Raw genomic sequence first — 23,173 nt, 5'->3', positions numbered from 1 at the left:
CGAATTGATTAGCTAAAAAAACAAACGCCCACAGTATAAAACCGTGGGCGTTTGAGTAATTCAAACAATAGCCAGCTTATGCAAGCTCACCTTGTAGCCAAGGCCAACCTTGTTTCTTACGGCTTAGTGTGTTTTCCATCATAAGCATGCCATCTTTTTCATGCTTCACTAGCTTCTCAGCCCACTCACCTTTGTATAGTAGACGAGTTTGTGCCGTAGTGATGTCTGTTAGCATAACAGCAGCGAACGCTAAACCTTCTTCAGCGCAGCGGCGCTCTAGGTCTGCTTCAAGTGCATCAATCATGCCATCTACTTGCTCAAGAGTTGCAAGTTCAACTTGGCCTACAACAACATCGCGGTCGTTGAATGGGTAGCCTTTCAGGTCTTTTTCTACTAGTTCAGCAGCTGATAGACCTTCGATGTTTGTTTTTGCGATTAGAAGATCTTTGATGAAGGCATCAACATCACACACGTCAGCGATTTTAGCGAGTTCTTCAACGGCATCTTTGTCTTTTTGAGTACAAGTCGGAGATGCAAAACCTACTGTGTCTGAAAGGATTGCAGACATCATTAGTTTAGCGATCTGAGGCGTAATCTCGTGACCTTCAATTTTGAACATGTTGAATAGTACAGTGTTTGTACAGCCAACAGGCCAAATCCAAGCTTCCATTGGGTTGACTGTCATTACGTCACCTAAACGGTGGTGGTCAACAATGCCTAGGATTTCAGCTTCAGCCACATCATCCGGAGCTTGTGCAAGATCTGAGTAGTCTACCAACCAAATTTTCTCACCCGCTACAGACGTGCGAAGTTCAGGAACTTCAGCGCCCGCAACTTCTAGAATGTGTTGCGTTTCACGGTTGATTTCGCCTTGGCGAATTGGCATTGCTTCAACACCACGCGCTTTCAGTAGCTCAGTTGCTACAAGCGCACTACAGATACTATCACTATCAGGGTTCTTGTGACCTACAACTAGAATCATCTTATTTCCTATACGACTAAAATAGGCCCGTTCAGGGCAAATTACTCACGAAGGCGTTACTTTACCTGAATTTTGAGATTTGTCATGGGTTAGCAAAAAGAAAACTGTTTCTTTCAACTTTTTGTTGCAAATAATTCTCACTTAACTATATTGAGAATCATTATCATTTGCATTAATGTCACTATGGACTCACTTAGACTCTCTCAAATTGCCCCTGCCTGGCTTTCGTTTTCACAGTTTAAGCCCGCTTACAAACGCTTATTCTTGCCGGTTGCGTTGATTGCCCTTGTCGCAAATGGGACAACAAGCGAACTGACCGTCAACACACTTTCTGACGCGTTTTGGGCCGTTTCCGCGTATGTCGCCTTTACTCTCACCCTTTACCATTACTTGTCGCTTTTAATGAGTAAAGAAAGCAAGGTAGTGACTCTGTATCAAAGCTCTCGACGATACCAGGTTATGTTTGCTGCGTTACTCGGAGCCTTACCTGGGTGTGGCGGTGCGATCATTGTGACCACCCAGTTTGTAAGTGGTCGAGTCGGATTTGGCGCAATTGTAGCGGTGTTAACTTCCACAATGGGCGACGCGGCCTTCTTGTTGCTGGCAAGCAAACCTGACGTGGGATTTGCCGTCGTTGGTCTTGGTGTTATCGTCGGATGTGTATCTGGTTGGGCCGTCAACGCTATCCACAACGATGACTTTTTACGCCCAGAGTTGCAATCTATTAGTGAGCGATTTTCATGTCAAAACGCCAGTGAACAAAACAAGCTAGAGAGAAAGGCGATTAATCTCCAAGGCGCATTTTGGAAATGGTTGATCGTTCCTGCGACTATCATCGCTGCGCTTGGGTCATTCCAAGTGGATGTAAACGAACTACTATCACTTCCAGCCATGACAATTGAATGGATTGGCGCAGTTTTAATCATCGCGAGCATGCTGCTTTGGTCGCTGACCAAAGAGATCAAGGACTACGAATCGACTGTTTCTGAGGATACTAAGCAAGTTTCTTCTCACCCGTTACAAAAAGCCGCGCAAGACACAAACTTCGTCACAGCATGGGTAATCCTCGCCTTTATGGCTTTTGAACTGATTGCTTTCTTTGGGCACATCGACTTGGCAGCGAGCTTCTCAGGATGGGGAATGTGGATGCCTCTAGTGGGCGTTGCTATTGGCCTGTTACCTGGCTGTGGCCCTCAAATATTGGTCACCAGTCTTTATATTGCAGGCGCTGCCCCTCTCTCGGCACAACTTGCCAACGCCATTTCAAATGATGGTGACGCCTTATTCCCAGCTATAGCTCTTGCCCCTAAAGCAGCGCTTGTCGCGACAATTTATTCCGCGATACCTGCTTTTATCGTTGGCTACGGCTACTATTTCTTATTCGAAATATAACGCAAGTTTATTGCCAAACACTAAAATCAAACGCCCTCAACTGAGGGCGTTTACATATCTAATGAAGCATTCGTACTCTATGAGTAGTTGTTTTAAACGTGGTTATTTATGACGCTCTTTTAGTTTATTCACTACGTCATTCATCGATAAGCCTTGGTCTTGAAGCAATACCATTAAGTGGTAAATCAAATCTGCCGATTCACACACTAACTCCGCCTTATCGCCCGACGTCGCCGCAAGCGCGACTTCAACGCCTTCTTCGCCCACTTTTTGCGAAATACGCTTGGTGCCACGGGCATAAAGACTGGCAGTATAAGAGGAATCTGGGTCGGCACTCTTGCGGGCAGCCAGTAGCTGCTCAAGTTGATGAAGCCACACCATTTGTGACTCCTCTTGCGGATCTCCATCCCAACAAGTCGTCGTTCCAGTGTGGCAAGTTGGACCAATGGGATTCACCTTCACCAATAGCGTATCGTTGTCGCAATCAAGCTGAATGTTCACCAATTGCAATACGTTGCCTGAAGTTTCCCCTTTGGTCCAAAGGCGCTCTTTGGTACGAGAGAAAAACGTCACTTGACCTGTTTCGCCCGTTTTTGCCAACGCATCTTGGTTCATGTAACCCATCATCAGCACTTGGCTTGATTGGAAATCTTGTACGATGGCAGGTACCAGACCATCCACCTTTTCCCAGTTGATTCGCTCAGCTAGCGAACTTACTTCGGCGGCTTTCACACTCATAGTCGTACCTCAATGCCTTGTTGTTTCAAATACTGCTTTAGTTCACCAATATTGATGACTTGTTTGTGGAATACCGACGCGGCAAGCGCACCATCCACATTGGCTTTTTGGTAGGCTTCCGCAAAGTGCTCCATGGCACCCGCGCCACCTGATGCAATCAGCGGTACATTACACACTTCGCGCACCATATTCAGTTGTTCGATGTCGTAGCCGTTTCGCACACCATCTTGGTTCATCATGTTCAGTACAATTTCACCAGCGCCACGTTTTTGTACTTCTTGCACCCAATCACGAGTTTCCCATTGGGTTGCTTTGGTACGTTCTTCATCACCAGTAAACTGGTAAACCTGATACTTACCTGTCTCTTTGTCGTAGTATGAATCAATACCAACGACGATACATTGCACACCAAACTTATCAGCAAGGTCAGTAATCAATTGCGGGTTCGCCAATGCAGGTGAGTTGATAGACACCTTGTCTGCACCAAACTCAAGAATGCGCGCTGCATCCTCCGCTGATTTAATACCACCAGCCACACAGAAAGGAATATCAATCACTTCAGCAACGCGTGCGACCCAACTTTTATCGACGACACGACCATCACTTGAAGCGGTAATATCGTAGAACACAAGCTCGTCTGCGCCCTCTTCTGCATAACGCTGCGCCAGAGGAACGATGTCGCCTATGATTTCGTGGTTACGGAACTGAACGCCCTTCACCACTTGTCCATCACGAACATCAAGACATGGAATTATTCGCTTTGCCAGCATGCAAATGCCTCCTCTGCTGTGAACTTACCATCTAATAGTGCACGACCGACAATCACGCCAGCCACACCGCTGCCTTTTAGCGCTTCGATATCCGCTAATGAGCCAATGCCACCTGAAGATTGGAACTGCACTTGTGGGTACTGTTTACATAGGTCGACATAAAGCTCAACGTTTGAGCCTGCTAACGTACCGTCACGAGAAATGTCCGTGCAAAGCACGTGTTGTAGGCCTACCGTCAGGTAATCGTTGATTAGAGCTTCGATGGTCACGCCTGAATCTTCTTGCCAACCGGAGATCGCCACTTTACGCGTGCCGTCTTGATCGATGTTGATGTCTAGCGCGAGAACGATTTTCTCTGCGCCGTATTTTTCCATCCAACCTTTCACAAGCTCTGGCTGTTTTACTGCTGTTGAGCCAACGACAACACGCTGAGCGCCCGCTTCTAGCAGATCAATCACGTCTTGCTCTGTACGCACTCCGCCACCGATTTGGATGTTCGCTGGCGTGCTTGCTAGTAGCTTTGCAATCAAATCAAGTTGACGTGCTGTCGTGTCTTTCGCGCCAGTTAAATCCACTAAGTGTAGCCAGTTAGCACCAGCTTGATGGTACAAGTTGAACTGCTCTGCTGGGTCGACTTTGTACTCGGTTACTTGGCCGTAATCACCTTGGTAAAGGCGAACCACCTGTCCTTCAATTAAATCAAGAGCTGGAATAATCACACTAAATCCCTTTTATAATTCTAAGAAGTTTTGAATAAGCTTCGCGCCCGCTTTTGAAGAACGCTCAGGGTGGAATTGCACGCCGTAGTAGTTACCGCTTTGTACTGCTGCTGTGAACGGGTTGCCGTATTCACACTCAGCAATCGTGTAAACCCCAACAGGCATTGCAAAGCTGTGCACGAAGTAGAAGTACTCACCTTCTTCAATACCTTTGAACAGTGGGTTACCTGCTTTTGCAGACACCGTGTTCCAGCCCATATGTGGCAGCGGCAAATCTCCAGTTTGTAGTAGCTTCACTTCGCCATCACAAAGTCCAAGACACTCGACTAACTCGTCGGCTTTCTGCCCTTTTTCTTGAGACACTTTGCCCAACAGTTGCATGCCCAAACAGATACCTAGTAGCGGCTTCTCTACCTGTTTTACCAAGCTGATTAGGTCACGCTCTTCTAGGTTTTTCATCGCTTCACTGGCGGTTCCCACGCCCGGTAGGAATAGCTTGTCAGCCGCCAATACAACTTGTGGATCTTTTGAAATCGTTACGTCATAACCTAGGCGTTCAATAGCAAACTTCACCGAAGAGACGTTGGCACAGCCAGTATCGATAATGACAACTTTCTGTTCTGTCACTGTTTTTCTCCTTGCTAACGTTAGCCTTAAAGTACGCCTTTACTACTCGGTAGCTCAGTGCCTTCTACTTTGATAGCTTGGCGCAGAGTGCGACCAAACGCTTTAAATAGGCTCTCAATGATGTGGTGATCATTGTTGCCCGCAGAAGAAAGGTGCAGCGTACACGCCAGGGTGTCAGTCAGAGAGCGGAAGAAGTGAACCACCATCTCTGTTGAAAGATCACCCACTTGCTCACGGCTAAACTGCGCGTCGAACTTAAGGTAAGGACGACCTGATAGGTCTAGTGCACATTGTGCCAAACACTCATCCATTGGCAGGCTAAAGCCAAAGCGACCAATACCACGTTTGTCGCCCAGTGCTTCTTTCAATGCTTGACCCAAAGCAAGAGCGGTATCTTCTACCGTGTGGTGATCATCAATGTGCAGGTCACCTTCTACTTTGCACACCATCTGGAATCCGCCGTGCGTCGCGATTTGATCCAGCATGTGGTCGAAGAAACCAAGACCTGTAGAGATGTCATTGCCGCCTTGTTCATCAAGGTTCACCGCAACTTTGATGTCTGTTTCTTTTGTAGTACGAATCACTTCAGCAACGCGTGCCTTCACCGTTAGATCTTTCAAGATCTGTTTCCAACCCATAGTTTCTGGATTGTATTGAATGCCACGAATTGCCATATTTTCTGCAAGCTGAAGATCAGTTTGACGGTCGCCAATCACAACGGAGTTTTGAAAATCAACTTTGCCACCTTGAAGGTACTCTTTTACCAAGCCCAATTTAGGCTTACGGCAAGAACAGTTATCTTCATCGAAGTGCGGACAAATCAGCACGTCATCAAACTTCACACCTTGAGATTCAAAGATCTCCATCATCATGTTGTGTGGAGCATCAAAGTCTGCTTGTGGGTAGCTGTCGGTACCTAGACCATCTTGGTTCGTTACCATCACTAGGCGGTATCCGGAATCCTGCAACGACAACAGGCTTGGGATAACAAATGGCTCTAGCTTTAGTTTGTCTAAACGGTCTACTTGAAAATCAACTGGCGGCTCGACAATTAAGGTGCCGTCACGGTCGATAAAAAGGATTTTTTGTTGTTTGCTCACTCGAACTTCCTTATTGCTATTCTTTTTGGCGCTCCCGCTATTGAGCAAGAGCGATTAATTTTTTCTCTACTTATGAGTAGTAGTTTCTAATAAATCCAAGCGTTTTTTCACACTCGTCGCGGTTACCAACGCTGATACGTACGCAGTTCTCAATTGGCGAGTTACGCAAAATAATGCCCGTCTTCCAAGCAGCTTTGAAAAGATCATCGCCATCTGGGAATTTTACCAATAGGTAGTTACCCCATCCTTCAAAAACCTCCAGACCCGGAATCATTGAAAGACCAACTTGCAAGTAAGCACGGTTTGCGTTCAGATCAAGAACTTGGAATTTCGCTCGCGCTAAGCCAGCTTCCGAAAGCGCCTGAGTCGCTATTTCTGCCACCGGAACCGGGACTGGGTACGGTGCGATAACTTTAAGAAGTACATTAATCAGCTCTTCGTTCGCAAGCGTAAATCCACAACGCAGGCCAGCAAGCGCGAAAGCTTTCGACAGAGTACGCAGAATCGCAAGATTCGGGTATTGCGCCAGTAGGTCTACCGTTGACGCTTCCGGACAAAAATCGATGTACGCTTCATCCATCACCACAATTGCACGGTCTTTTGTCATCTCAAGCAGAGACACAATATCTTCACGCTTAACTAAGTTACCCGTTGGGTTGTTTGGCGAACATACGAAAACCAGTTTCACGTTATCCAGATTAGCTTCGATACCTGCAAGGTCTAGTTGCCAATCTGACGTTAGCGGCACGGTTTTTCGCTCGACACCAATGGTTTCAGCGCTGATGGCATACATACCGTAAGTTGGTGGACAGTAAAGAATCGCATCTTCACTCGGCTCACAGAAAGCACGAATCAGTAGTTCAATGCCTTCATCTGCACCGCGAGAAGTCAGCGTTTGTTCTGGTTTCACACCCGCATACGCTGCGTAAGCGGAAATCAACTCTTTTGGCTGACATTCGCTGTAACGATTAAGACGGGCAAAGTCTGTTGTATATTCATTGTTGAATGGTGATTCGTTGGCATTTAGCCAGACGTCACCGGTACCACCGATTCGGCGAGCCGATAAATAAGGGGTAAGTTTTTGGACTTGTTTACGCGCTAGCTTTTCCATCTCATTACCCTCTTACTTCGCTGCCAATTTTTCTACGCGGGTTAATTTTTCAGTACGAATAGTTACTGCACGTTTGTGTGCATCCAAGCCTTCCGCTTCCGCCATGGTGACCACTGTTGGCGCGAGGTTCTTTAGACCATCAGCAGACAGTTCTTGAACCGTCATACGCTTAGAGAAATCCGCTAAACCCAAACTTGAATAAGTACGTGTGTAACCGTAAGTAGGAAGAACGTGGTTGGTACCCGATGCGTAATCACCTGCTGATTCAGGCGACCAATCACCCAGGAAGATAGAACCTGCGTTATCTAATAGAGGCAGAAGCTCGCGAGGGTTCTTAGTCTGAACAATTAAGTGCTCAGGACCGTAGTAATTCGAGATGGAAACTGCTTGAGTGAGAGATTCAGAGATAATGATTAAACTCGATGCCAACGCCTTTTCAGCAATATCAGCTCGAGACAGTTCCTTAAGCTGGCGTTGAACCGCGTCCGTCACTTGATCGGCAATCACAGGAGAAGGAGTCACAAGAACCACTTGAGAGTCAGGGCCGTGCTCAGCTTGGCTTAGAAGGTCCGCCGCAATGAACTCTGCATCTGCGGTTTCATCGGCAATCACTAGCACTTCTGATGGACCTGCAGGCATATCAATGGCTGCGCCACGGAAATCGTTACTTACCTGACGTTTTGCTTCCGTCACGTAAGCGTTGCCCGGACCAAAGATTTTGTCGACTTTCGATACGGTCTCTGTACCGTAAGCCATCGCAGCAACCGCCTGTCCACCGCCGACATTGTACACTTCATCAATGCCGCACAGTCTTGCAACATATAAAATTTCATCGGCAATTGGTGGTGGTGAGCACAAGACTACTTTACGACAACCTGCAATTTTTGCCGGAACACCAAGCATCAAAACCGTTGATGGCAATGGCGCACTGCCACCAGGAATATACAAACCCACTTTTTGTATTGGGCGCGTGACCTGTTCACAAAGTACACCCGATTGAGTTTCTACCTTGATTGGCTGTGGCTTCTGCGCTTTGTGAAACTTAGCAATGTTTGAGTACGCTTGATCCAACGCCTTTTTCATATTGTCAGACAAACGACCACAAGCCGCTGTCACTTCTTGCTCAGAGACCCTTAACGAATCTGGAGTCACACGGTCAAACTTTTCAGTCAGCTCAAACAGCGCAGCGTCACCTTCTTCGCGAACCTTCGCAATAACTTCGGCAACTGACGCGGTAATATTTGCCCCCTCGCTAATCGCTGGGCGTTCCAAAATCGCATCTTGTTGCGTTTCACTGAGTGATTGCCATACAACAGTTCTCATTGCCGTTACTCCATCATTTTGTCAATTGGTAGTACTAGAATTGAGCTCGCACCCAATTCTTTCAGTTGTTCCATGGTTTCCCAGAACAGATTTTCAGTACTTACTAAATGAACCGCAACTTTTTGCTTGTCAGCAGACAGAGGTAATACCGTTGGATCTTCCGCGCCTGGAAGCAGCGCTTTGATTTGGTCTAACTTCTCAGCAGGTGCGTGTAGCATGATGTACTTAGACTCTTTCGCTTGCTGTACGCCTTGCATACGAGTCAGGAGCTTTTCGATTAGCGCGACTTTGTCTGCGTCGAACTCACCCGTACGTTGAATCAGTGTCGCTTTTGATTTGAAGATGATCTCAGCTTCTTTAAGGCCATTCGCTTCCAACGTTGCACCAGTAGAAACTAAGTCAGCAATGGCATCAGCAAGACCCGCACGAGGGGCAACTTCTACGGAACCTGTCAGCATACATGTTGAGAATGGAACGCCCGCTTCATCCATGTAAGCTTTTAATAGCTGCGGGTAAGTTGTGGCAATACGTTTTCCAGCAAGGTCTTGAGGGCCGTTGTATTCTTCGTCTTTATCGATTGCGATAGACAAACGGCAACCACCGAAATCAAGTCGACGAAGTTGAACAAATTCAGACGCCTCACCCAACGCTTTACGATCGAGACGAACTTCTTCCAGTTCGTTTTCGCCAATGAAGCCTAGGTCAACCACACCATCCATAATCAGACCTGGAATATCGTCGTCACGGACTAACAGCAAGTCAATTGGCATATTTTCTGAATGAACAACTAGTCGCTCACCCATAACATTGAACTTCACGCCACATTTTTTAAGTAGAGCTTGGCTCTCTTTGCTGAGGCGACCTTTTTTCTGAATTGCGATTCTTAGGCGTTGTGTTTGCATTGCTGTAATCCCTGTGCAAATATTTGAAATTTATGAAATTTTACGTTAATCGAATACTAAAAAACCCTCGGAAGAGTTGGTCTCCCGAGGGTTCTAAATCTTGTAATTTACGATTTTAGCCTCCGGGAGTTTCCTGCCTCCCGGGTATGCGCGCATCTCCCGAAAGACTAGACTGGGTGATGATGGTGATGAATGTTCATTACTGTTGGACGCATACTTATATAGCTCTTCGTGTTCGCTTTGTTGATATCCACACTAACTAAGGTGTAAACATTTTTCAACCATTTATTTAAACTTTTTTCCATTTGTATATGACAATTAAAAAAGGAGCCGAAGCTCCCTTTTAAACATGATGCACTATTGCTCAGTTAAGCATTTTGACAACTGGCCATTTTCGATTTGGACAGGACAGATAGCAATACACAAACCGCTACAAACGCCACAGACGAGACGGCAAACGAAATACCGACCGACGCCGTCATACCCAATGTGATGAAACCAATGCAGGATACGGCTGCAACAGACAATGCGTAAGGTAGCTGTGTAGCAACGTGATCAATGTGATTACAACGTGCGCCTGTCGAAGACAGAATGGTCGTATCTGAGATTGGTGAACAGTGATCACCAAATACCGAACCAGCTAAAACAGCACTTAGCATCGGAAGCATTAACGCAAGATCGGTTGCGCCAGCCATATCACCCGCGATTGGTAACATGATACCAAACGTCCCCCATGATGTGCCCGTTGAGAACGCCATCAAGCCAGACAATAGGAACAAGATTACAGGTAACCAGTGTGGGTTAATATTGCCTTGCGCAAGCGTTGACAGATATTTACCTGTGTTCATGTCGCCAATGACAGAACCAATTGTCCATGCGAAGACTAGGATAAGAATTGCGCCAAACATTGATTTGGCACCGATCCAAAGCGTACGGCCAATTTCCGATGCGGCGATACCTTGTTTGAATACCGTGAATAGAGCAACCGCTAGGCCAACCAAACCACCGTAAATTAAAGAGGTACCAACATCAGTATTCTCAAACGCGCCCAATAGATTGAACTCAATACCGTCTGAAGCCAACGCTTGACCACCGGTGTAAAGCATTGACGCAACCGTCGCAATGATTAGGAAAACAATCGGCAAAACAAGATCAGACACTTTGCCGCCTTCGCTTTCGCGGATATCTAGCTCTTCGTTCAGCTCATGAGCTTCCTCGGTATCATTCTCTTGGTCTTTGTCAAAACCTCGGCCCTGAGACGCAGCGATCTCGTGGTCACGCATCTTGCCAATATCTAAGCCAAACCAAGCCACAGCGAATACCATCAATAGCGCAAAGATTGCGTAGAAGTTCATTGGAACCAAACGCAAGTAAGCGCCTAATGCCGAGTATTCTGTGATGCCGTGGGAGACGAGAATGCCACCGATGATTGTCATGATGTAAGCACCCCAGCTAGACGCAGGCATGATCACACACATAGGTGCCGCTGTAGAATCGAGGATATAAGCAAGCTTAGCACGAGACACGTAGAAACGGTCAGTAACAGGTCGAGAGATTGCCCCTACCGCTAAACTATTAAAGTAGTCATCGACGAAGATGAACACGCCAAGAAACGCAGCCAAAAGCTTAGAACCACGTTTGCTTTTCACGCGTGTCTGCGCCCACTCAGCAAAAGCGCGAGTACCACCCGACAGTGTTAACAGCGCAGTCATCATACCGAGCAACAATAGGAAGCCGACAATACTCATGTTCCAAGTGTTAATCCCACCGTCTTCGATGAACACACTAGATACAGTAGAGCCAACATATCCAAGCGCATTACCCAATGAGTAGTCATTAAGCAAGACAGCACCAAGAACAATACCGACACCTAGAGAAACAAGTACGCGACGCGTAACAATAGCAAGACTCAACGCCACTAAAGGAGGCAAAAGAGATAAAGGAGATGATGCAAAATCAATTAAATTCATGATCTTCAAAAACCAGTAATAAATGGTTAGAGATCTACTGCAGACTAATTGATGGAACTCATTTCCAAGCAATTAACTAAAAATAAGCGACAGGCAAGCGAATGCTTACCCAGCCCTACAGTAGCGCTCCATAGTTTTACAAATTATAGACTATGGCAGTGTTACCCCTTTCGAGTGTAACCCCAGCAAGCATCTTTGATTTGATAGCCCACTTCGGCGAAATAACCTTTCCTACTTGTTCATTGGCATCACCCCAACAAGCATTACTTATTTATTCCGCGCCTCTACCGCACATGCTGAAACTTTAAACTATCGAAAAGTCATTTTAACAATAATTTAACCAGCATAATGCATTAGGTTCCGCTTATTGTACTTAAGTCACACTTCTTTTCAATACATCGTGCCAGATTTATTGTTAAAAATATTTTTATACCGGAAAGATTAACCTTCCAACTTTTGTGCATAGACATTCTTTGCATACCATCTCATACAACTAAGGAATGACTATCTTGGTAAGCATCTAAAATAGACACTAATAATGTGGCACCTAAAAATTCAAATGTTTGTCGCCGACTATTTTTTGACGATTTGTTTATTCTTAAATTAGAAACAGTTTTCAATATATGAAACCAAATACTTAATCATGAGTTGATTATTTATCAATATGGTCTAAACCAGCCAGTAAAAACTAAACTAGGTCACGAAAACTTGCGTAAAAAAATACAAATCTTCTGCGATGAATTATATTTGTCAGGATTTAACTAAATTTACATTCTATATATTGTAATATCCATTTTTCAGGATTATTATCTTTCATATTAGGCACTCCTTATAAAAGTGAGATTTAAATATGTCGGAACTAACAAAAACACTATTAAACATTCGCAGCTTGCGTGCTTTCTCTCGTGAATTAACACTGGAGCAATTGGAAGAAGCACTAGAAAAATTGACGACAGTTGTAGAAGAACGCCGAGAAGCAGAAGAAGCAGAACGTGCGGCAGCAGCTGAGCAAGAAGCTAAACTGTCGGCTATTGCAGAGCAAATCGCAAAAGATGGCATCGATGTAGAAGCATTGATTTCTGCGCTTGCTGGTGACTCAAAAGCAAAAACTAAAGCGAAATCAAAGCGTGCGCCTCGCCCTGCGAAGTACAAATACACAGATGCGAATGGCGAAGAAAAAACTTGGACTGGCCAAGGTCGTACACCTTCAGCAATTCAAGAACAATTAGATGCAGGTAAATCACTAGACGATTTCCTAATCTAAAATAAGTAACAACAAAAAAAGCGCCTTCATGGCGCTTTTTTTATAAGTCAAAAACCTCATAATTTTGAGGTTTTCTTTTCTATCGTTCCCAATACGCTTCTTCCAAGCTGTCTTCTCTTTCAGGCAAGCCTTTAGACAAACGTGGTGAGTGTTGTACCAGAACTTCATAACTAGCACGGTTTGAATACTTACATACCTGAGAAAACGACGAGTAAGTCAAATAAGCATGGGCATGTTTGCTTGAGTTAGGCACGTTTTCTTTGTGATACTTGTTTGCCGCCATGTCGTGCAGTAAGGCAGATAACGCTGCATCCCCTGCACCATTTGTATTTTTAATCTTCTCAGGCCCGCCCATATAAGGTGAAATATGCGAATACACTTTAATTGGGTTTTCGCAGTTATCTTTTACTGCTGGTCGACTAAATTCAAAACGGTTAAATTCTGCGATACTACCTGGCAATAAAGGTAGAGAAGTCTCTCGCTTAGCCGCTTCTTCAGTGTAGCCAGCCATAAACAAGCCAACAGGACCAGCGGTACATAGCACCAAGTCCACCCAATCAAGCGCTTTATCAGACGCGGCCAATGGGTCGGACTCGCCCGTCAGAGCTTCAGCTTCATCTTCATTCATGGCCACAACAGAAACGTGGTCACGCAAGAATGCTTGCCAAAATTGAGGATCATCTTGAATGACAAATTTGGTACCTAATGTAAGCACTACCGGCACGTCATGCTTTTTAGCGTACTCAATCGCGCGCATTGTCGCTTCTGGCATCGGGTCGCCCTCTTTACAACGTACCAAATAGGCCGTTAATACCAGCGCAGAGGCGTTTTTAAAGATTTTTTCAGGAATGCTATCAGGGTGAAGTTGGTTCATCTGGCCTTCACTGATCGCAAAAGTACGCTCACCATCTTCGGTAATGAGTGCGAAGCAACGTCCAATCGCGCCCTCAACCCCTTGCAGGTAATTCAAATCCATTCGGCTGGATGTATTACACAGATAACGATAGCCATAGCTGCCAATTTTAATATCTTGGCTCATCACCCCTAGTAACGTTGAACGATCATCAGCAAGAACAGAATAGTTGTGTAGCGTATTACCAATGGTGCCGCCTGCATATTCATTGGTGATAAGCTCGTTTTGTTTCAACTCAACATATAAAGCTTCTGCCGTGACATCGTCGATAACTAGTGAGTGTCCCTTACTCAAGTTATATTTTTCGATTAGCTCTGAACTCACCTTTGCTTCAATATCAACCAAGGTTTGATCAATACCGATAATGTGGGTGCGAGACATTTTCTTGCTTTCTTGTGCTTGGCTCACCAAAGGATCGCGTGCGTGTACGGGAAAGTAGTGTTTCGATTTACGTTGGCCAGGAAATTTCATAGCTATATTCTGTGGTAAAGGATTCGAGTAAGGGATGAAAGGATGCCGGATTCTACCGCGCACAATTGGGCGCGGCAACAATCGCAAGTATAGCAAACGTTTGCAGGCATAATTAATTTACGAACGATTCAGGACGTTTTAAATAAGAGGAAGCTATTCCCCTTCCATGAAGCTCAAATCAGGTAAGCGATCTAGGTTTTCAGAGTAGCGTTTAAGATTAAATTCCCCGTCGTTTTTCATTACATCGAATATTTCAATCGACATGGCACAGGCCATCATTGCTACGGCTTCATCACGCGGGGTTCCTGTCATCATCAACCGCATGAGGGTCTCTTTGACTTTAATAGGGTTGCCATCTTCCAATTGATTCTCGACCACTTCAATCAAATGGGATTCTTCTAAAACTTGGTTTTCTTCACTCATTTGTTTAACCCGTTAGGCTTGATTTTCGGCAACTATGCCATATATAGACACTCTATTGTTAAAAAAGCGCAGGATATAGTGATTAACAGAACAAAATTCGCTCTGTTTTCGAAGTGTGAGTCCGATCTCGGATCTGTCACCTCGAACGGCTTTCTGTTAGAATCTGCGTCCAGTTAATTTAAGTGGTGTTAAGTAATGTCTGACAACAGCCAAAAGAAAGTCATCGTCGGTATGTCCGGCGGCGTTGATTCATCTGTTTCTGCGTACCTGCTACAACAGCAAGGTTACCAAGTAGAAGGCCTGTTCATGAAGAACTGGGAAGAAGATGACAATGAGGAGTATTGCACGGCAGCTGAAGATCTAGCTGACGCTCAAGCAGTGTGTGACAAGTTAGGCATTCACCTTCACACCATCAACTTTGCGGCTGAGTACTGGGATAATGTATTCGAATATTTCCTTGCGGAATACAAAGCTGGGCGTACGCCAAACCCAGACATTCTTTGTAACAAAGAAATCAAGTTTAAAGCCTTCCTAGAGTTTGCAGATGAGGTACTCGACGCGGATTATATCGCCATGGGGCATTATGTTCGCCGCACTTTCCCAACTCAGGAAGAGCTTGATGCGGGAGCAAAACCTGAGATGCTGCGTGGTCTAGACAGTAATAAAGACCAAAGTTACTTCCTATATACACTAAGCAGTGACCAAGTTGCCCGTAGTCTGTTCCCTGTTGGTGAGCTTGAAAAGCCTGAAGTTCGACGCATCGCGGAAGAGCAAGATCTCATCACCGCGAAGAAAAAAGACTCAACAGGTATCTGCTTCATCGGTGAACGTAAGTTTACTGAGTTCCTTGGCAAATACCTACCCGCGCAGCCAGGCAACATCGAAACGCCTGAAGGCAAAGTTATCGGTAAACACCAAGGGTTGATGTACCATACTTTGGGTCAACGTAAAGGGCTTCACATCGGTGGTCAAAAAGGCGGCGGTGGTAATGAAGAGCCTTGGTTTGTTGGCGACAAAGACCTAAAACGCAACGTATTGATTGCCGTTCAGGGTAAAGATCACCCTCTTCTAAAATCAGAAGGCTTGATCGCTTCCCAACTCCACTGGGTAGATCGCACACCAATTACTGATGTTTTGAAGTGCACAGTAAAAACACGTTACCGTCAAACAGATATACCTTGTACAATCATCCCAATTGATGATGAAAACATTAAAGTTATTTTTGATGAGCCTCAGATCGCCGTCACCCCTGGTCAATCTGCGGTATTCTACCAAGGCGAAGTGTGTCTTGGTGGTGGAATTATCGAAAAACGCATTTAATTTACGCTTACATTTAGGAGTATGACTACGTGGCTAACGCATTATATGACCGCACCATCGCATTCGCAGGAATTTGCCAAGCCGTTGCTTTGGTCCAACAAGTAGCGAAAAACGGTCACTGCGACAACGACGCGTTTGAAACGTCTCTCAAAGCGATCATGAACACGAACCCGAGCAATACGGTGAGTGTATTTGGCCGCGAGTCAGATCTTAAACTGGGTTTAGAATGTTTAGTTAAGGGCATTGATAGTACGCCAACTGGCAGCGAAATCACCCGTTACATCATTAGCTTGATGGCCTTGGAACGCAAACTAAGCGGCCGTAATGATGCAATGGCACAGCTAGGTGATCGCATCCAAATGCTAGAGCGCCAACTTGACCATTTCGAGCTACTCGATGAGCAAATGCTCAGTAATCTCGCGAGTGTCTATCTTGATGTAGTGAGCCCTATTGGCCCCCGAATTCAAGTAACGGGCACCCCATCTGTACTACAACAGACGACCAACCAACACAAAGTAAGAGCGCTGCTTCTTTCCGGTATTCGCTGCTCTGTCCTTTGGCGTCAAGTTGGAGGCAAACGCCGCCACCTGATTTTTGGGCGTAAGAAGATGGTTGAACAAGCTCAAATCCTGTTAGCAAGAATGCAATAATCACTATGAGCTCGCGACTTGTCGCGAGCTCTTTGTTTATACCAAAAAACCATGTATCAAAGACAACCAAAGCAAACGTTTGCGCAACACTAGTGACAAACGCTTTCGATATTGGTATAAAGCTCACGAAATTTAGAAACTCAATTCAGGAGAACATCATGGAACTGTCAGCATTGACTGCTGTTTCACCAGTAGACGGTCGTTACGGAAGCAAGACAATTGCGTTGCGCGAAATCTTCAGTGAATATGGTCTACTTAAGTACCGTACTATCGTTGAAGTCCGCTGGTTACAAAAGCTTGCTGCAACGGCTGAAATCGCTGAAGTACCAGCATTTAGCGCTGAAGCAAACCAATTCCTAGACGACCTTGCTGCAAACTTCTCAGAAGAAGACGCACGCCGTATCAAAGAGATCGAGCGTACAACTAACCACGACGTAAAAGCGGTTGAATACTTCTTAAAAGAAAAAGTTGCTGATGTTCCTGAACTGCACGCAGTAAACGAGTTCTTCCACTTTGCCTGTACTTCTGAAGACATCAACAACACATCACACGCTCTAATGCTTAAAGAAGCGCGTGAGAATGTGATTCTTCCAGAAATCCGTAACCTAATCGACGCAATCAAAGCGCTAGCAGTGGAATACCGCGACATTCCTCTTCTATCTCGTACACACGGTCAGCCTGCTTCTCCATCTACTATGGGTAAAGAAATGGCAAACGTGGCGTACCGTATGGAGCGTCAATTCAAGCAAATCGAAAACGTTGAAATCCTAGCGAAAATCAACGGTGCAGTAGGTAACTACAACGCACACCTTTCTGCTTACCCAGAGCTTGATTGGCATAAGTTCTCTGAAGAATTCATCACTGAATCTCTAGGCGTTACTTGGAACCCTTACACAACTCAGATCGAACCACACGATTACATCGCTGAACTGTTCGACGCAATCGCTCGCTTCAACACAATTCTGATTGACTTCGACCGTGACGTTTGGGGTTACATTGCACTAGGCCACTTTAAGCAAAAAACTATTGCTGGTGAGATCGGTTCTTCAACCATGCCTCACAAAGTTAACCCAATCGACTTTGAAAACTCAGAAGGTAACCTAGGTCTTGCGAACGCTGTATTCGGCCACCTAGCACAGAAACTGCCTATCTCTCGCTGGCAGCGTGACCTAACTGACTCAACAGTTCTACGTAACCTTGGTGTGGGTGTGGGCTACGCTATCATCGCTTACACCTCTACGCTTAAAGGTATCAGCAAGCTAGAAGTTAACCGTGAAGCACTTCTTGCTGAACTAGACCAAAACTGGGAAGTATTGGCAGAGCCTGTACAAACAGTAATGCGTCGTTACGGCATCGAAAAACCATACGAGAAGCTAAAAGAACTAACTCGTGGTAAGCGTGTAGACGGCGAAGCAATGCGTAACTTCATCGACGGTCTTGAGCTTCCTGAGCACGAGAAAGCACGTCTGAAAGAGATGACGCCGGCGAACTACATCGGTCAAGCAATCGAGCTGACAGATAAGCTGTAATCCTCTCAACAGTTAAATATCAAAGGGCTGATGTAAACACATCAGCCCTTTTTGTTTGTCAGTGTGATTAAGTTGAGCGTTATTGCTTTTGAAAGAAGAGGGTTATCGCTCCAACCTCAATGCCAAACTTTTTGATTTTGGTTGAGTTGAATACGTGCTTTTCGTCTTGACGATATAACCAATCATCAAACCCAACCACCACGGATGAATCATCCATTTTTAGTTCAAAGTCGTACTGCCACTGAAGCGCGTTACCGACTTCTTTGCCCATTGCCTGTCCGATGATATCATCTGCTTCACCGACATAACTACCTTCACCATCTCGATTAATCACCCAAATTCGCTGGTCTATCTCTCCGTCATCAAACACGAAATCTTCAACCAGTGTGAGCGTGTCACCTTCAACGCTGCCAATAATCTCAACCGTAAAACGACGGGTTTGCTTGTCGGTGTAATCTTGAACCATACCCCAAGCGGTCACTTTACCTTCAAAATAGTCGAAAAGGTCAAAGCGTGGATTTGATGCTTGGTAGCTGTCTAAGTCAGCGGAACACCCCGTGACGGCAAAAACTAACGTTAGAAGAAAGGTTTTCAAAAGTTTCATTATTGGCTAAGTCCTATTAGTTGTGCTCGCAGTTTAGGGTACGTAGTTTTGGGTGAAAGCCAGATAGCGAGAAAGGCGTCATTCAAGCTCTCGTCGGTGATTGAGCCGATACGTGTCGGCGATGCCATTTCATTCGAACGAAAATAAAAGTGCCCGCTTTGGCCATCAGTCACGTAAGTGAGGTTTTGTCCCTTCTCGATATTTGGGAAGATGGTCACCAACTCTTGAATCCATCTCTGTGAGAGTTGCTTATCGAAACCCATTTCTTCCCACTGGTCCTCGGTTGCATCAAGCAATTGCTGCTGGCTTATATCTCTTTGGTAATCGATCGAAAGTGCTAGAGGATGAGGCGTAATGTCAGCATCAACAGAATAAGTTCCATTGGGCGTTTGGAGTCGTGATTGATAGACATCAAAAATAAATAGCGACAACTGAGCTTCTCCCACAGCTGGCCACGTGTTCCATTCAGTTTCGCTGTCTACTGGTGCCGCATAGCTCGTGGATGAGACTAGCAGGCTAAAAGTTAGCCCCCTTTTGATCAACTGAAAGATTCGGCTCATGGCTATACACCTTCTTAATCACAATAATAAGGAGTGACCACTCGATGAACAGAACCAATAGAGTCGTCACGTTACCATGTGGGAAGGCAACCGCTTGGAGTTTCATGCCGGCAAAGTAACTCATTGCGCCAGCTATCCCACTCACTATTGATACGAGAACTGGGTGGTATTGGTTCAGAATCGGCGTTAAATAGTTGGCATACCAGAGGAAGATAGCCCAAAGGAGGATGAGCCAGATTGGAAAACGGCTTGGTTCAAACTGAAACAAGCCAAAATAGTAGTTGGCGTAGTCTGTACATACACCGAGTACTAGCAACCCTAACCATGCCCCCAATCGAATTTGGCTGAGCCCAACGGACAAGAGTTGGGTAACAAACACAAGGCTCAACGTCAGCCATACCCACTCTTCTCTACCCAATATGGCAAGAAACCAGATGATCTGAAACCATGTGGATAAGAGGATTAAACGTCGAGCACTCATATTAGGGTCTTTCAAATGTCATATGTACGGTGCTGATACTTTTCGCTTTAAAGCCACCCTCACAATAACAGAAATAATAGTTCCACATTCGAATGAAAGTATCATCAAAGCCAAGCTCTCTAACCCGCGCCTCCGCAGCATTGAAGCGGAGATACCACTGGCGCAATGTATGGGCGTAGTCCTCACCGATATCGAACAAATCTCGCAACACAAGGTCACTCTGCTTGGTCGCGGCTTGTGTTAGCGCCGTAATTGAAGGTAGGAATCCCCCCGGGAAGATATATTTTTGGATAAAATCGACGTTATTACTGTAGTAATCGTAACGTTGGTCAGCAATGGTAATTGCTTGTATCGCCATTAGGCCCTTTGGTTTAAGTAGGGACTGGCATTTCTGAATGTATGAATTAAGGTACTCTTTGCCGACCGCTTCGATCATTTCAATCGACACGAGTTTATCGAACTCACCCGTTAAGTTGCGATAATCTTCTTTGAGTAGCGTTATTTTGTCTTCTAATCCTCGAGCTTTAACTTGGGCTTGGGCATAGTCAAATTGCTGTTCAGAGATGGTCGTTGTTGTAACATGACAGCCATACTTCTCTGCCATGTAGATAGCCATTGCACCCCACCCCGTACCGATCTCAACGACACGATCGGACGATTGCAACTTTAGTTGCTGACACAAGCGCTCCATCTTATTGATTTGCGCTTGCTCCAGCGTATCGTTGGGAGATGAGAAAATCGCCGATGAATACAACATGTTTTCATCGAGGAAGGTGTCGTAAAGGTCATTACTTAAATCGTAATGCGCATGTATGTTTTTCTGAGAGTTGGCGACCGTATTACGGTTGAGCCAGTGCCCTACCTTGTAAGAGAGCTTGGAGATAAAACTGGTGCGGTTTTCGATTGAATCCAGCGTTGACATATTCAGTGCCATCAGCTCCATAAGCGCGGTCAAGTCAGGGCTGTCCCACCAAGCTTCCATGTAGGCTTCACCGGCCGCAATACTACCACCCGTTAACAAACGCGAATAAAATGCAGGATTTTTTACTTCAATAAGCGCGCTTGGCTCACCACTTTTCGGACGACCAAACATTGTTCTTTGGTTGCTCTCAGCGCCATCAAATGACTCGACAACGGTGAGGCAGCCCTTAGATATTTTGTATAAACAAGTAAACGCGATAGACCTTGCCGTTTTTTGCCCAGTCGTCAGTGTCCCATTAAAAGGTATTGCTTGAGAGTTGATCATGTTCGATTCTCCTCGACTTCTTTTCTCTTATCCTGTTTGTCATCGCCAGACTGATATTTGGGGTGTGAATAGAACGGCGCCCCTTTTAACCATAGCTTTAGCGCATGCCAGTAAATTCCAATAACTACTTTTACTGCCATAATCGGTGTCACGATCAGTTGCTTAAGTAAAAATTTAGACGACAACGGATGCTTTTTCATCGTCAACGTCGCGTCAAACTCCTTGTTTTCTCGGTGACATTCCAAATGTACAAACAGTCGGCTGTCTAAAGGTTTTACTCGCCATTGATACTTTTGTTCGATGGGATTGAAAGGAGAGACATGGAAAGCCTTATCTTGTTCAAAACCCTGCGTGCTCGATGCTGGAACTGCATAATAGTGTCTCTCGTTCCAAGGAGTGTTACTCACTTCAGCCAGCAGGTAACACCACTGCCCCTGTTTGTTATAAAGGTAGTAAAAGTTTACCGGGCTGAAGTAAATACCTAGATATCTTAGGTGAACCACGGCCTCGACCTTACCATCGACCCGATCTCCAGTAAGCTCGTACACTTTGTCTTGGACAGCCGTTTTTAGGCAACCTGACCCTAGGTAGTCCTCGCGCTTAAACCGTGCCCAGTGCCACCAGCGCTGACCAAAACACCACACATCCTTTTCTAGCTCTGCCAAGCCATCAAGATCTAAGCAAGGCATGAATAGTGGATAACTGAGCTGGTGTTTGATTGGCGAAAATCGACGGTGCCTGACGCTGCCGACGAGCAATGCGCTTGTGGACCGTGTATCTGTCTTCATTAGGCTGCCCCTTTTTGAGACACCGCAGCAGTTTGAGATTGTAGACCTTTCACCACATCTAACGCACTTCGCACACCATCTTCATGGAACCCGTTATACCAGTATGCTCCGCAGAACCAGGTTTGATTGATACCATTGATTTCATTACGGCGCTTCTGGGATGCCAGAGACTTTTGATTAAACACCGGATGATCGTAGTGGAAGGTACGCAGTATCTTGTCTGGAGAAATTTGCTCTGAACTGTTCAACGACACGCAGAAGGTTTTTGGTGATTCAATATGTTGGAGTATATTCATGTTGTAAGTGAGTGTTGGCCTTCTCTCTTGCTCATCTTGACCGCCACTCAATCGATAGTTCCAAGAAGCCCATGCTGCTTTCGATTTGGGGAGCAGTTCTTCATCGTGGTGAAGAATCACTTCATTCTCTTGATAGTCCAATCCTGTCAATACATCGGTTTCCGTTGAACTGGCATCTTGCAACAGAGCCATTGCTTGGTCACTGTGACAAGCAAAAATAACGTGATCGAAGCGCTCCACGCATCCGTTTGCTTTAATCACAACACCAGATGAATCCCTTGTTACTGACTCGACAGGCGTCGACAGGCGAATACGATCTTTAAAACCGGAAATCAGCGGCTCAACATAGGCTCGAGAGCCCCCTTCAATGACATACCATTGCGGTCGATTGGTGACATCAAGCAGACCATGATTTAGGAAGAAACGCGCAAAGAAGTCGAGAGGAAAGGCGCGCATATCGGCTAACGTTGACGACCATATCGCCGCCCCCATTGGTAGAATGTAGTTATCGCAAAAATAGTCACTAAAGCCTTGAGTGTTTAAGAACTCACCCAGCGTCTGTTGCTGGCCTTTATTAAGTTCCACAACCTGTTTTACTGCTTTGTTAAACTTAAGGATTTCAAAGATAAATGCGTAGAATTTTGGGTTGAACCAGTTTCGCTTTTGCGCAAAAAGTGTTGTCACAGTGTGGCCGTTGTACTCGAGTCCAGTGGCATCATTGCGAACACTAAAGCTCATTTGCGTCGGCAAACCTTTTACCCCAATTTCATTCATCATTTGAATAAAGTTTGGATACGTTCGGTCGTTGTAAACAATAAAGCCAGTATCGACGGCGTAGGTTTTATTTTCGAGTTCGACATCGATCGTCGCAGTGTGACCGCCAATGTAGTCGTTGGCCTCAAACACGGTAACATCATGCTCTTTATGTAGATGGTAACCACAAGTAAGCCCTGAAATACCTGTACCAATAATCGCAATTTTCACTTTGGACTCC

General features: G+C 45.5%; 23 protein-coding genes, 1 riboswitch and 1 other annotated feature. Of the genes, 5 read left to right on the top strand and 18 right to left on the bottom strand.

The window, feature by feature from the left end:
• Positions 1–76 precede the first annotated feature (76 nt).
• A complete protein-coding gene (locus tag U9J37_RS02865) occupies positions 77–982 on the bottom strand; it encodes a manganese-dependent inorganic pyrophosphatase (protein WP_005470330.1) in 906 nt (301 codons plus the stop codon).
• A 183-nt stretch (positions 983–1,165) separates the two neighbouring features.
• Here U9J37_RS02865 and U9J37_RS02860 point away from each other — a divergent pair, with 183 nt between their 5' ends.
• Complete coding sequence (locus U9J37_RS02860; RefSeq protein ID WP_005470479.1) at positions 1,166–2,374, top strand: putative manganese transporter; 1,209 nt, start codon at positions 1,166–1,168, stop codon at positions 2,372–2,374.
• 102 nt (positions 2,375–2,476) lie between these two features.
• On the opposite strand, the gene hisIE is transcribed toward U9J37_RS02860, so the two are convergent.
• The 9 genes from hisIE to tet(35) form a co-directional block, all read right to left on the bottom strand.
• A complete protein-coding gene (hisIE, locus tag U9J37_RS02855) occupies positions 2,477–3,112 on the bottom strand; it encodes a bifunctional phosphoribosyl-AMP cyclohydrolase/phosphoribosyl-ATP diphosphatase HisIE (protein ID WP_038214838.1) in 636 nt (211 codons plus the stop codon).
• Positions 3,109–3,882 (bottom strand): imidazole glycerol phosphate synthase subunit HisF, encoded by a 774-nt coding sequence (hisF, locus tag U9J37_RS02850; RefSeq protein ID WP_004749837.1) that lies wholly within the window; start codon positions 3,880–3,882, stop codon positions 3,109–3,111. Before hisF ends, hisIE begins: the two co-directional genes overlap by 4 nt.
• Positions 3,864–4,601, bottom strand: a complete 738-nt coding sequence (hisA, locus tag U9J37_RS02845) for a 1-(5-phosphoribosyl)-5-[(5-phosphoribosylamino)methylideneamino]imidazole-4-carboxamide isomerase (protein WP_005470302.1) — start codon at positions 4,599–4,601, stop codon at positions 3,864–3,866. Before hisA ends, hisF begins: the two co-directional genes overlap by 19 nt.
• A 12-nt stretch (positions 4,602–4,613) precedes the next feature.
• Positions 4,614–5,228: an imidazole glycerol phosphate synthase subunit HisH gene (hisH, locus tag U9J37_RS02840; protein ID WP_005470372.1), complete on the bottom strand. Its 615-nt coding sequence runs from the start codon at positions 5,226–5,228 to the stop codon at positions 4,614–4,616.
• A gap of 26 nt (positions 5,229–5,254) precedes the next feature.
• Positions 5,255–6,328, bottom strand: a complete 1,074-nt coding sequence (gene hisB, locus U9J37_RS02835; protein WP_005470539.1) for a bifunctional histidinol-phosphatase/imidazoleglycerol-phosphate dehydratase HisB — start codon at positions 6,326–6,328, stop codon at positions 5,255–5,257.
• Positions 6,329–6,398: 70 nt separating this feature from the next.
• Positions 6,399–7,439 carry a histidinol-phosphate transaminase gene (hisC, locus tag U9J37_RS02830; protein WP_005470489.1) on the bottom strand — a complete coding sequence of 347 codons (1,041 nt, stop codon included), beginning with the start codon at positions 7,437–7,439 and terminating at the stop codon, positions 6,399–6,401.
• A 12-nt stretch (positions 7,440–7,451) separates the two neighbouring features.
• Positions 7,452–8,762 carry a histidinol dehydrogenase gene (hisD, locus tag U9J37_RS02825; protein WP_005470350.1) on the bottom strand — a complete coding sequence of 437 codons (1,311 nt, stop codon included), beginning with the start codon at positions 8,760–8,762 and terminating at the stop codon, positions 7,452–7,454.
• A 5-nt stretch (positions 8,763–8,767) separates the two neighbouring features.
• The gene (gene hisG / locus U9J37_RS02820; protein ID WP_005470327.1) at positions 8,768–9,664 is read right to left on the bottom strand and encodes an ATP phosphoribosyltransferase; all 897 of its coding nucleotides are present in this window, start codon (positions 9,662–9,664) and stop codon (positions 8,768–8,770) included.
• 55 nt (positions 9,665–9,719) lie between these two features.
• Positions 9,720–9,856, bottom strand: a sequence feature (His leader region).
• A 176-nt stretch (positions 9,857–10,032) separates the two neighbouring features.
• The gene (tet(35), locus tag U9J37_RS02815; RefSeq protein ID WP_005470493.1) at positions 10,033–11,634 is read right to left on the bottom strand and encodes a tetracycline efflux Na+/H+ antiporter family transporter Tet(35); all 1,602 of its coding nucleotides are present in this window, start codon (positions 11,632–11,634) and stop codon (positions 10,033–10,035) included.
• Between the two features lie 113 nt (positions 11,635–11,747).
• Positions 11,748–11,929, bottom strand: a riboswitch (Lysine riboswitch).
• Between the two features lie 555 nt (positions 11,930–12,484).
• On the opposite strand from tet(35), the gene U9J37_RS02810 reads away from it, so the two are divergent.
• Positions 12,485–12,898: an H-NS family histone-like protein gene (locus U9J37_RS02810; protein WP_005470435.1), complete on the top strand. Its 414-nt coding sequence runs from the start codon at positions 12,485–12,487 to the stop codon at positions 12,896–12,898.
• A gap of 79 nt (positions 12,899–12,977) precedes the next feature.
• Here U9J37_RS02810 and U9J37_RS02805 read toward each other — a convergent pair whose 3' ends face one another.
• Both U9J37_RS02805 and U9J37_RS02800 read right to left on the bottom strand, forming a co-directional pair.
• Positions 12,978–14,282 carry an inosine/guanosine kinase gene (locus tag U9J37_RS02805; RefSeq protein WP_005470588.1) on the bottom strand — a complete coding sequence of 435 codons (1,305 nt, stop codon included), beginning with the start codon at positions 14,280–14,282 and terminating at the stop codon, positions 12,978–12,980.
• Between the two features lie 153 nt (positions 14,283–14,435).
• Positions 14,436–14,705 carry a hypothetical protein gene (locus U9J37_RS02800; protein ID WP_005470329.1) on the bottom strand — a complete coding sequence of 90 codons (270 nt, stop codon included), beginning with the start codon at positions 14,703–14,705 and terminating at the stop codon, positions 14,436–14,438.
• Positions 14,706–14,900: 195 nt separating this feature from the next.
• On the opposite strand from U9J37_RS02800, the gene mnmA reads away from it, so the two are divergent.
• The 3 genes from mnmA to purB all read left to right on the top strand — a co-directional run bounded on the left by mnmA (position 14,901) and on the right by purB (position 18,204).
• Entirely contained in the window at positions 14,901–16,025 is a 1,125-nt protein-coding gene (gene mnmA, locus U9J37_RS02795; protein WP_005470427.1) for a tRNA 2-thiouridine(34) synthase MnmA, read from the top strand.
• Between the two features lie 29 nt (positions 16,026–16,054).
• On the top strand, positions 16,055–16,675 hold the full coding sequence (gene hflD, locus U9J37_RS02790; protein WP_005470549.1) for a high frequency lysogenization protein HflD: 621 nt from the start codon (positions 16,055–16,057) through the stop codon (positions 16,673–16,675).
• A gap of 158 nt (positions 16,676–16,833) precedes the next feature.
• On the top strand, positions 16,834–18,204 hold the full coding sequence (gene purB, locus U9J37_RS02785) for an adenylosuccinate lyase (protein ID WP_039485274.1): 1,371 nt from the start codon (positions 16,834–16,836) through the stop codon (positions 18,202–18,204).
• A gap of 79 nt (positions 18,205–18,283) precedes the next feature.
• On the opposite strand, the gene U9J37_RS02780 is transcribed toward purB, so the two are convergent.
• Genes U9J37_RS02780 through U9J37_RS02755 form a run of 6 tightly spaced genes read right to left on the bottom strand, consistent with a single transcriptional unit; the run spans position 18,284 to position 23,163 of the window.
• Positions 18,284–18,808 carry a DUF3833 domain-containing protein gene (locus tag U9J37_RS02780; protein WP_005470527.1) on the bottom strand — a complete coding sequence of 175 codons (525 nt, stop codon included), beginning with the start codon at positions 18,806–18,808 and terminating at the stop codon, positions 18,284–18,286.
• The gene (locus U9J37_RS02775) at positions 18,808–19,368 is read right to left on the bottom strand and encodes a chalcone isomerase family protein (RefSeq protein ID WP_043886639.1); all 561 of its coding nucleotides are present in this window, start codon (positions 19,366–19,368) and stop codon (positions 18,808–18,810) included. The genes U9J37_RS02780 and U9J37_RS02775 overlap by 1 nt, the downstream gene beginning before the upstream one ends.
• Complete coding sequence (locus tag U9J37_RS02770; RefSeq protein ID WP_043886641.1) at positions 19,325–19,849, bottom strand: DUF2878 domain-containing protein; 525 nt, start codon at positions 19,847–19,849, stop codon at positions 19,325–19,327. Before U9J37_RS02770 ends, U9J37_RS02775 begins: the two co-directional genes overlap by 44 nt.
• 1 nt (position 19,850) lies before the next feature.
• Positions 19,851–21,095 (bottom strand): SAM-dependent methyltransferase, encoded by a 1,245-nt coding sequence (locus U9J37_RS02765; RefSeq protein ID WP_005470409.1) that lies wholly within the window; start codon positions 21,093–21,095, stop codon positions 19,851–19,853.
• Positions 21,092–21,883 (bottom strand): DUF1365 domain-containing protein, encoded by a 792-nt coding sequence (locus U9J37_RS02760; RefSeq protein ID WP_005470503.1) that lies wholly within the window; start codon positions 21,881–21,883, stop codon positions 21,092–21,094. The genes U9J37_RS02765 and U9J37_RS02760 overlap by 4 nt, the downstream gene beginning before the upstream one ends.
• On the bottom strand, positions 21,883–23,163 hold the full coding sequence (locus U9J37_RS02755) for an NAD(P)/FAD-dependent oxidoreductase (protein ID WP_005470425.1): 1,281 nt from the start codon (positions 23,161–23,163) through the stop codon (positions 21,883–21,885). The genes U9J37_RS02760 and U9J37_RS02755 overlap by 1 nt, the downstream gene beginning before the upstream one ends.
• Positions 23,164–23,173: the final 10 nt, after the last annotated feature.

This window comes from Vibrio sp. 16 (assembly GCF_963681195.1).
Taxonomy (GTDB): Bacteria; Pseudomonadota; Gammaproteobacteria; order Enterobacterales; family Vibrionaceae; genus Vibrio; species Vibrio sinaloensis_D.
This window is presented reverse-complemented; position numbering and strand designations above follow the sequence as displayed.

What these genes read in the sequence shown, in the direction of transcription:
- U9J37_RS02865 (WP_005470330.1), bottom strand. Translation starts at nt 982, where the DNA reads ATGATTCTAGTTGTAGGTCACAAGAACCCTGATAGTGATAGTATCTGT.
- U9J37_RS02860 (WP_005470479.1), top strand. Translation starts at nt 1,166, where the DNA reads ATGGACTCACTTAGACTCTCTCAAATTGCCCCTGCCTGGCTTTCGTTT.
- hisIE (WP_038214838.1), bottom strand. Translation starts at nt 3,112, where the DNA reads ATGAGTGTGAAAGCCGCCGAAGTAAGTTCGCTAGCTGAGCGAATCAAC.
- hisF (WP_004749837.1), bottom strand. Translation starts at nt 3,882, where the DNA reads ATGCTGGCAAAGCGAATAATTCCATGTCTTGATGTTCGTGATGGACAA.
- hisC (WP_005470489.1), bottom strand. Translation starts at nt 7,439, where the DNA reads ATGGAAAAGCTAGCGCGTAAACAAGTCCAAAAACTTACCCCTTATTTA.
- hisD (WP_005470350.1), bottom strand. Translation starts at nt 8,762, where the DNA reads ATGAGAACTGTTGTATGGCAATCACTCAGTGAAACGCAACAAGATGCG.
- hisG (WP_005470327.1), bottom strand. Translation starts at nt 9,664, where the DNA reads ATGCAAACACAACGCCTAAGAATCGCAATTCAGAAAAAAGGTCGCCTC.
- U9J37_RS02810 (WP_005470435.1), top strand. Translation starts at nt 12,485, where the DNA reads ATGTCGGAACTAACAAAAACACTATTAAACATTCGCAGCTTGCGTGCT.
- U9J37_RS02805 (WP_005470588.1), bottom strand. Translation starts at nt 14,282, where the DNA reads ATGAAATTTCCTGGCCAACGTAAATCGAAACACTACTTTCCCGTACAC.
- U9J37_RS02800 (WP_005470329.1), bottom strand. Translation starts at nt 14,705, where the DNA reads ATGAGTGAAGAAAACCAAGTTTTAGAAGAATCCCATTTGATTGAAGTG.
- mnmA (WP_005470427.1), top strand. Translation starts at nt 14,901, where the DNA reads ATGTCTGACAACAGCCAAAAGAAAGTCATCGTCGGTATGTCCGGCGGC.
- purB (WP_039485274.1), top strand. Translation starts at nt 16,834, where the DNA reads ATGGAACTGTCAGCATTGACTGCTGTTTCACCAGTAGACGGTCGTTAC.
- U9J37_RS02780 (WP_005470527.1), bottom strand. Translation starts at nt 18,808, where the DNA reads ATGAAACTTTTGAAAACCTTTCTTCTAACGTTAGTTTTTGCCGTCACG.
- U9J37_RS02775 (WP_043886639.1), bottom strand. Translation starts at nt 19,368, where the DNA reads ATGAGCCGAATCTTTCAGTTGATCAAAAGGGGGCTAACTTTTAGCCTG.
- U9J37_RS02770 (WP_043886641.1), bottom strand. Translation starts at nt 19,849, where the DNA reads ATGAGTGCTCGACGTTTAATCCTCTTATCCACATGGTTTCAGATCATC.
- U9J37_RS02765 (WP_005470409.1), bottom strand. Translation starts at nt 21,095, where the DNA reads ATGATCAACTCTCAAGCAATACCTTTTAATGGGACACTGACGACTGGG.
- U9J37_RS02760 (WP_005470503.1), bottom strand. Translation starts at nt 21,883, where the DNA reads ATGAAGACAGATACACGGTCCACAAGCGCATTGCTCGTCGGCAGCGTC.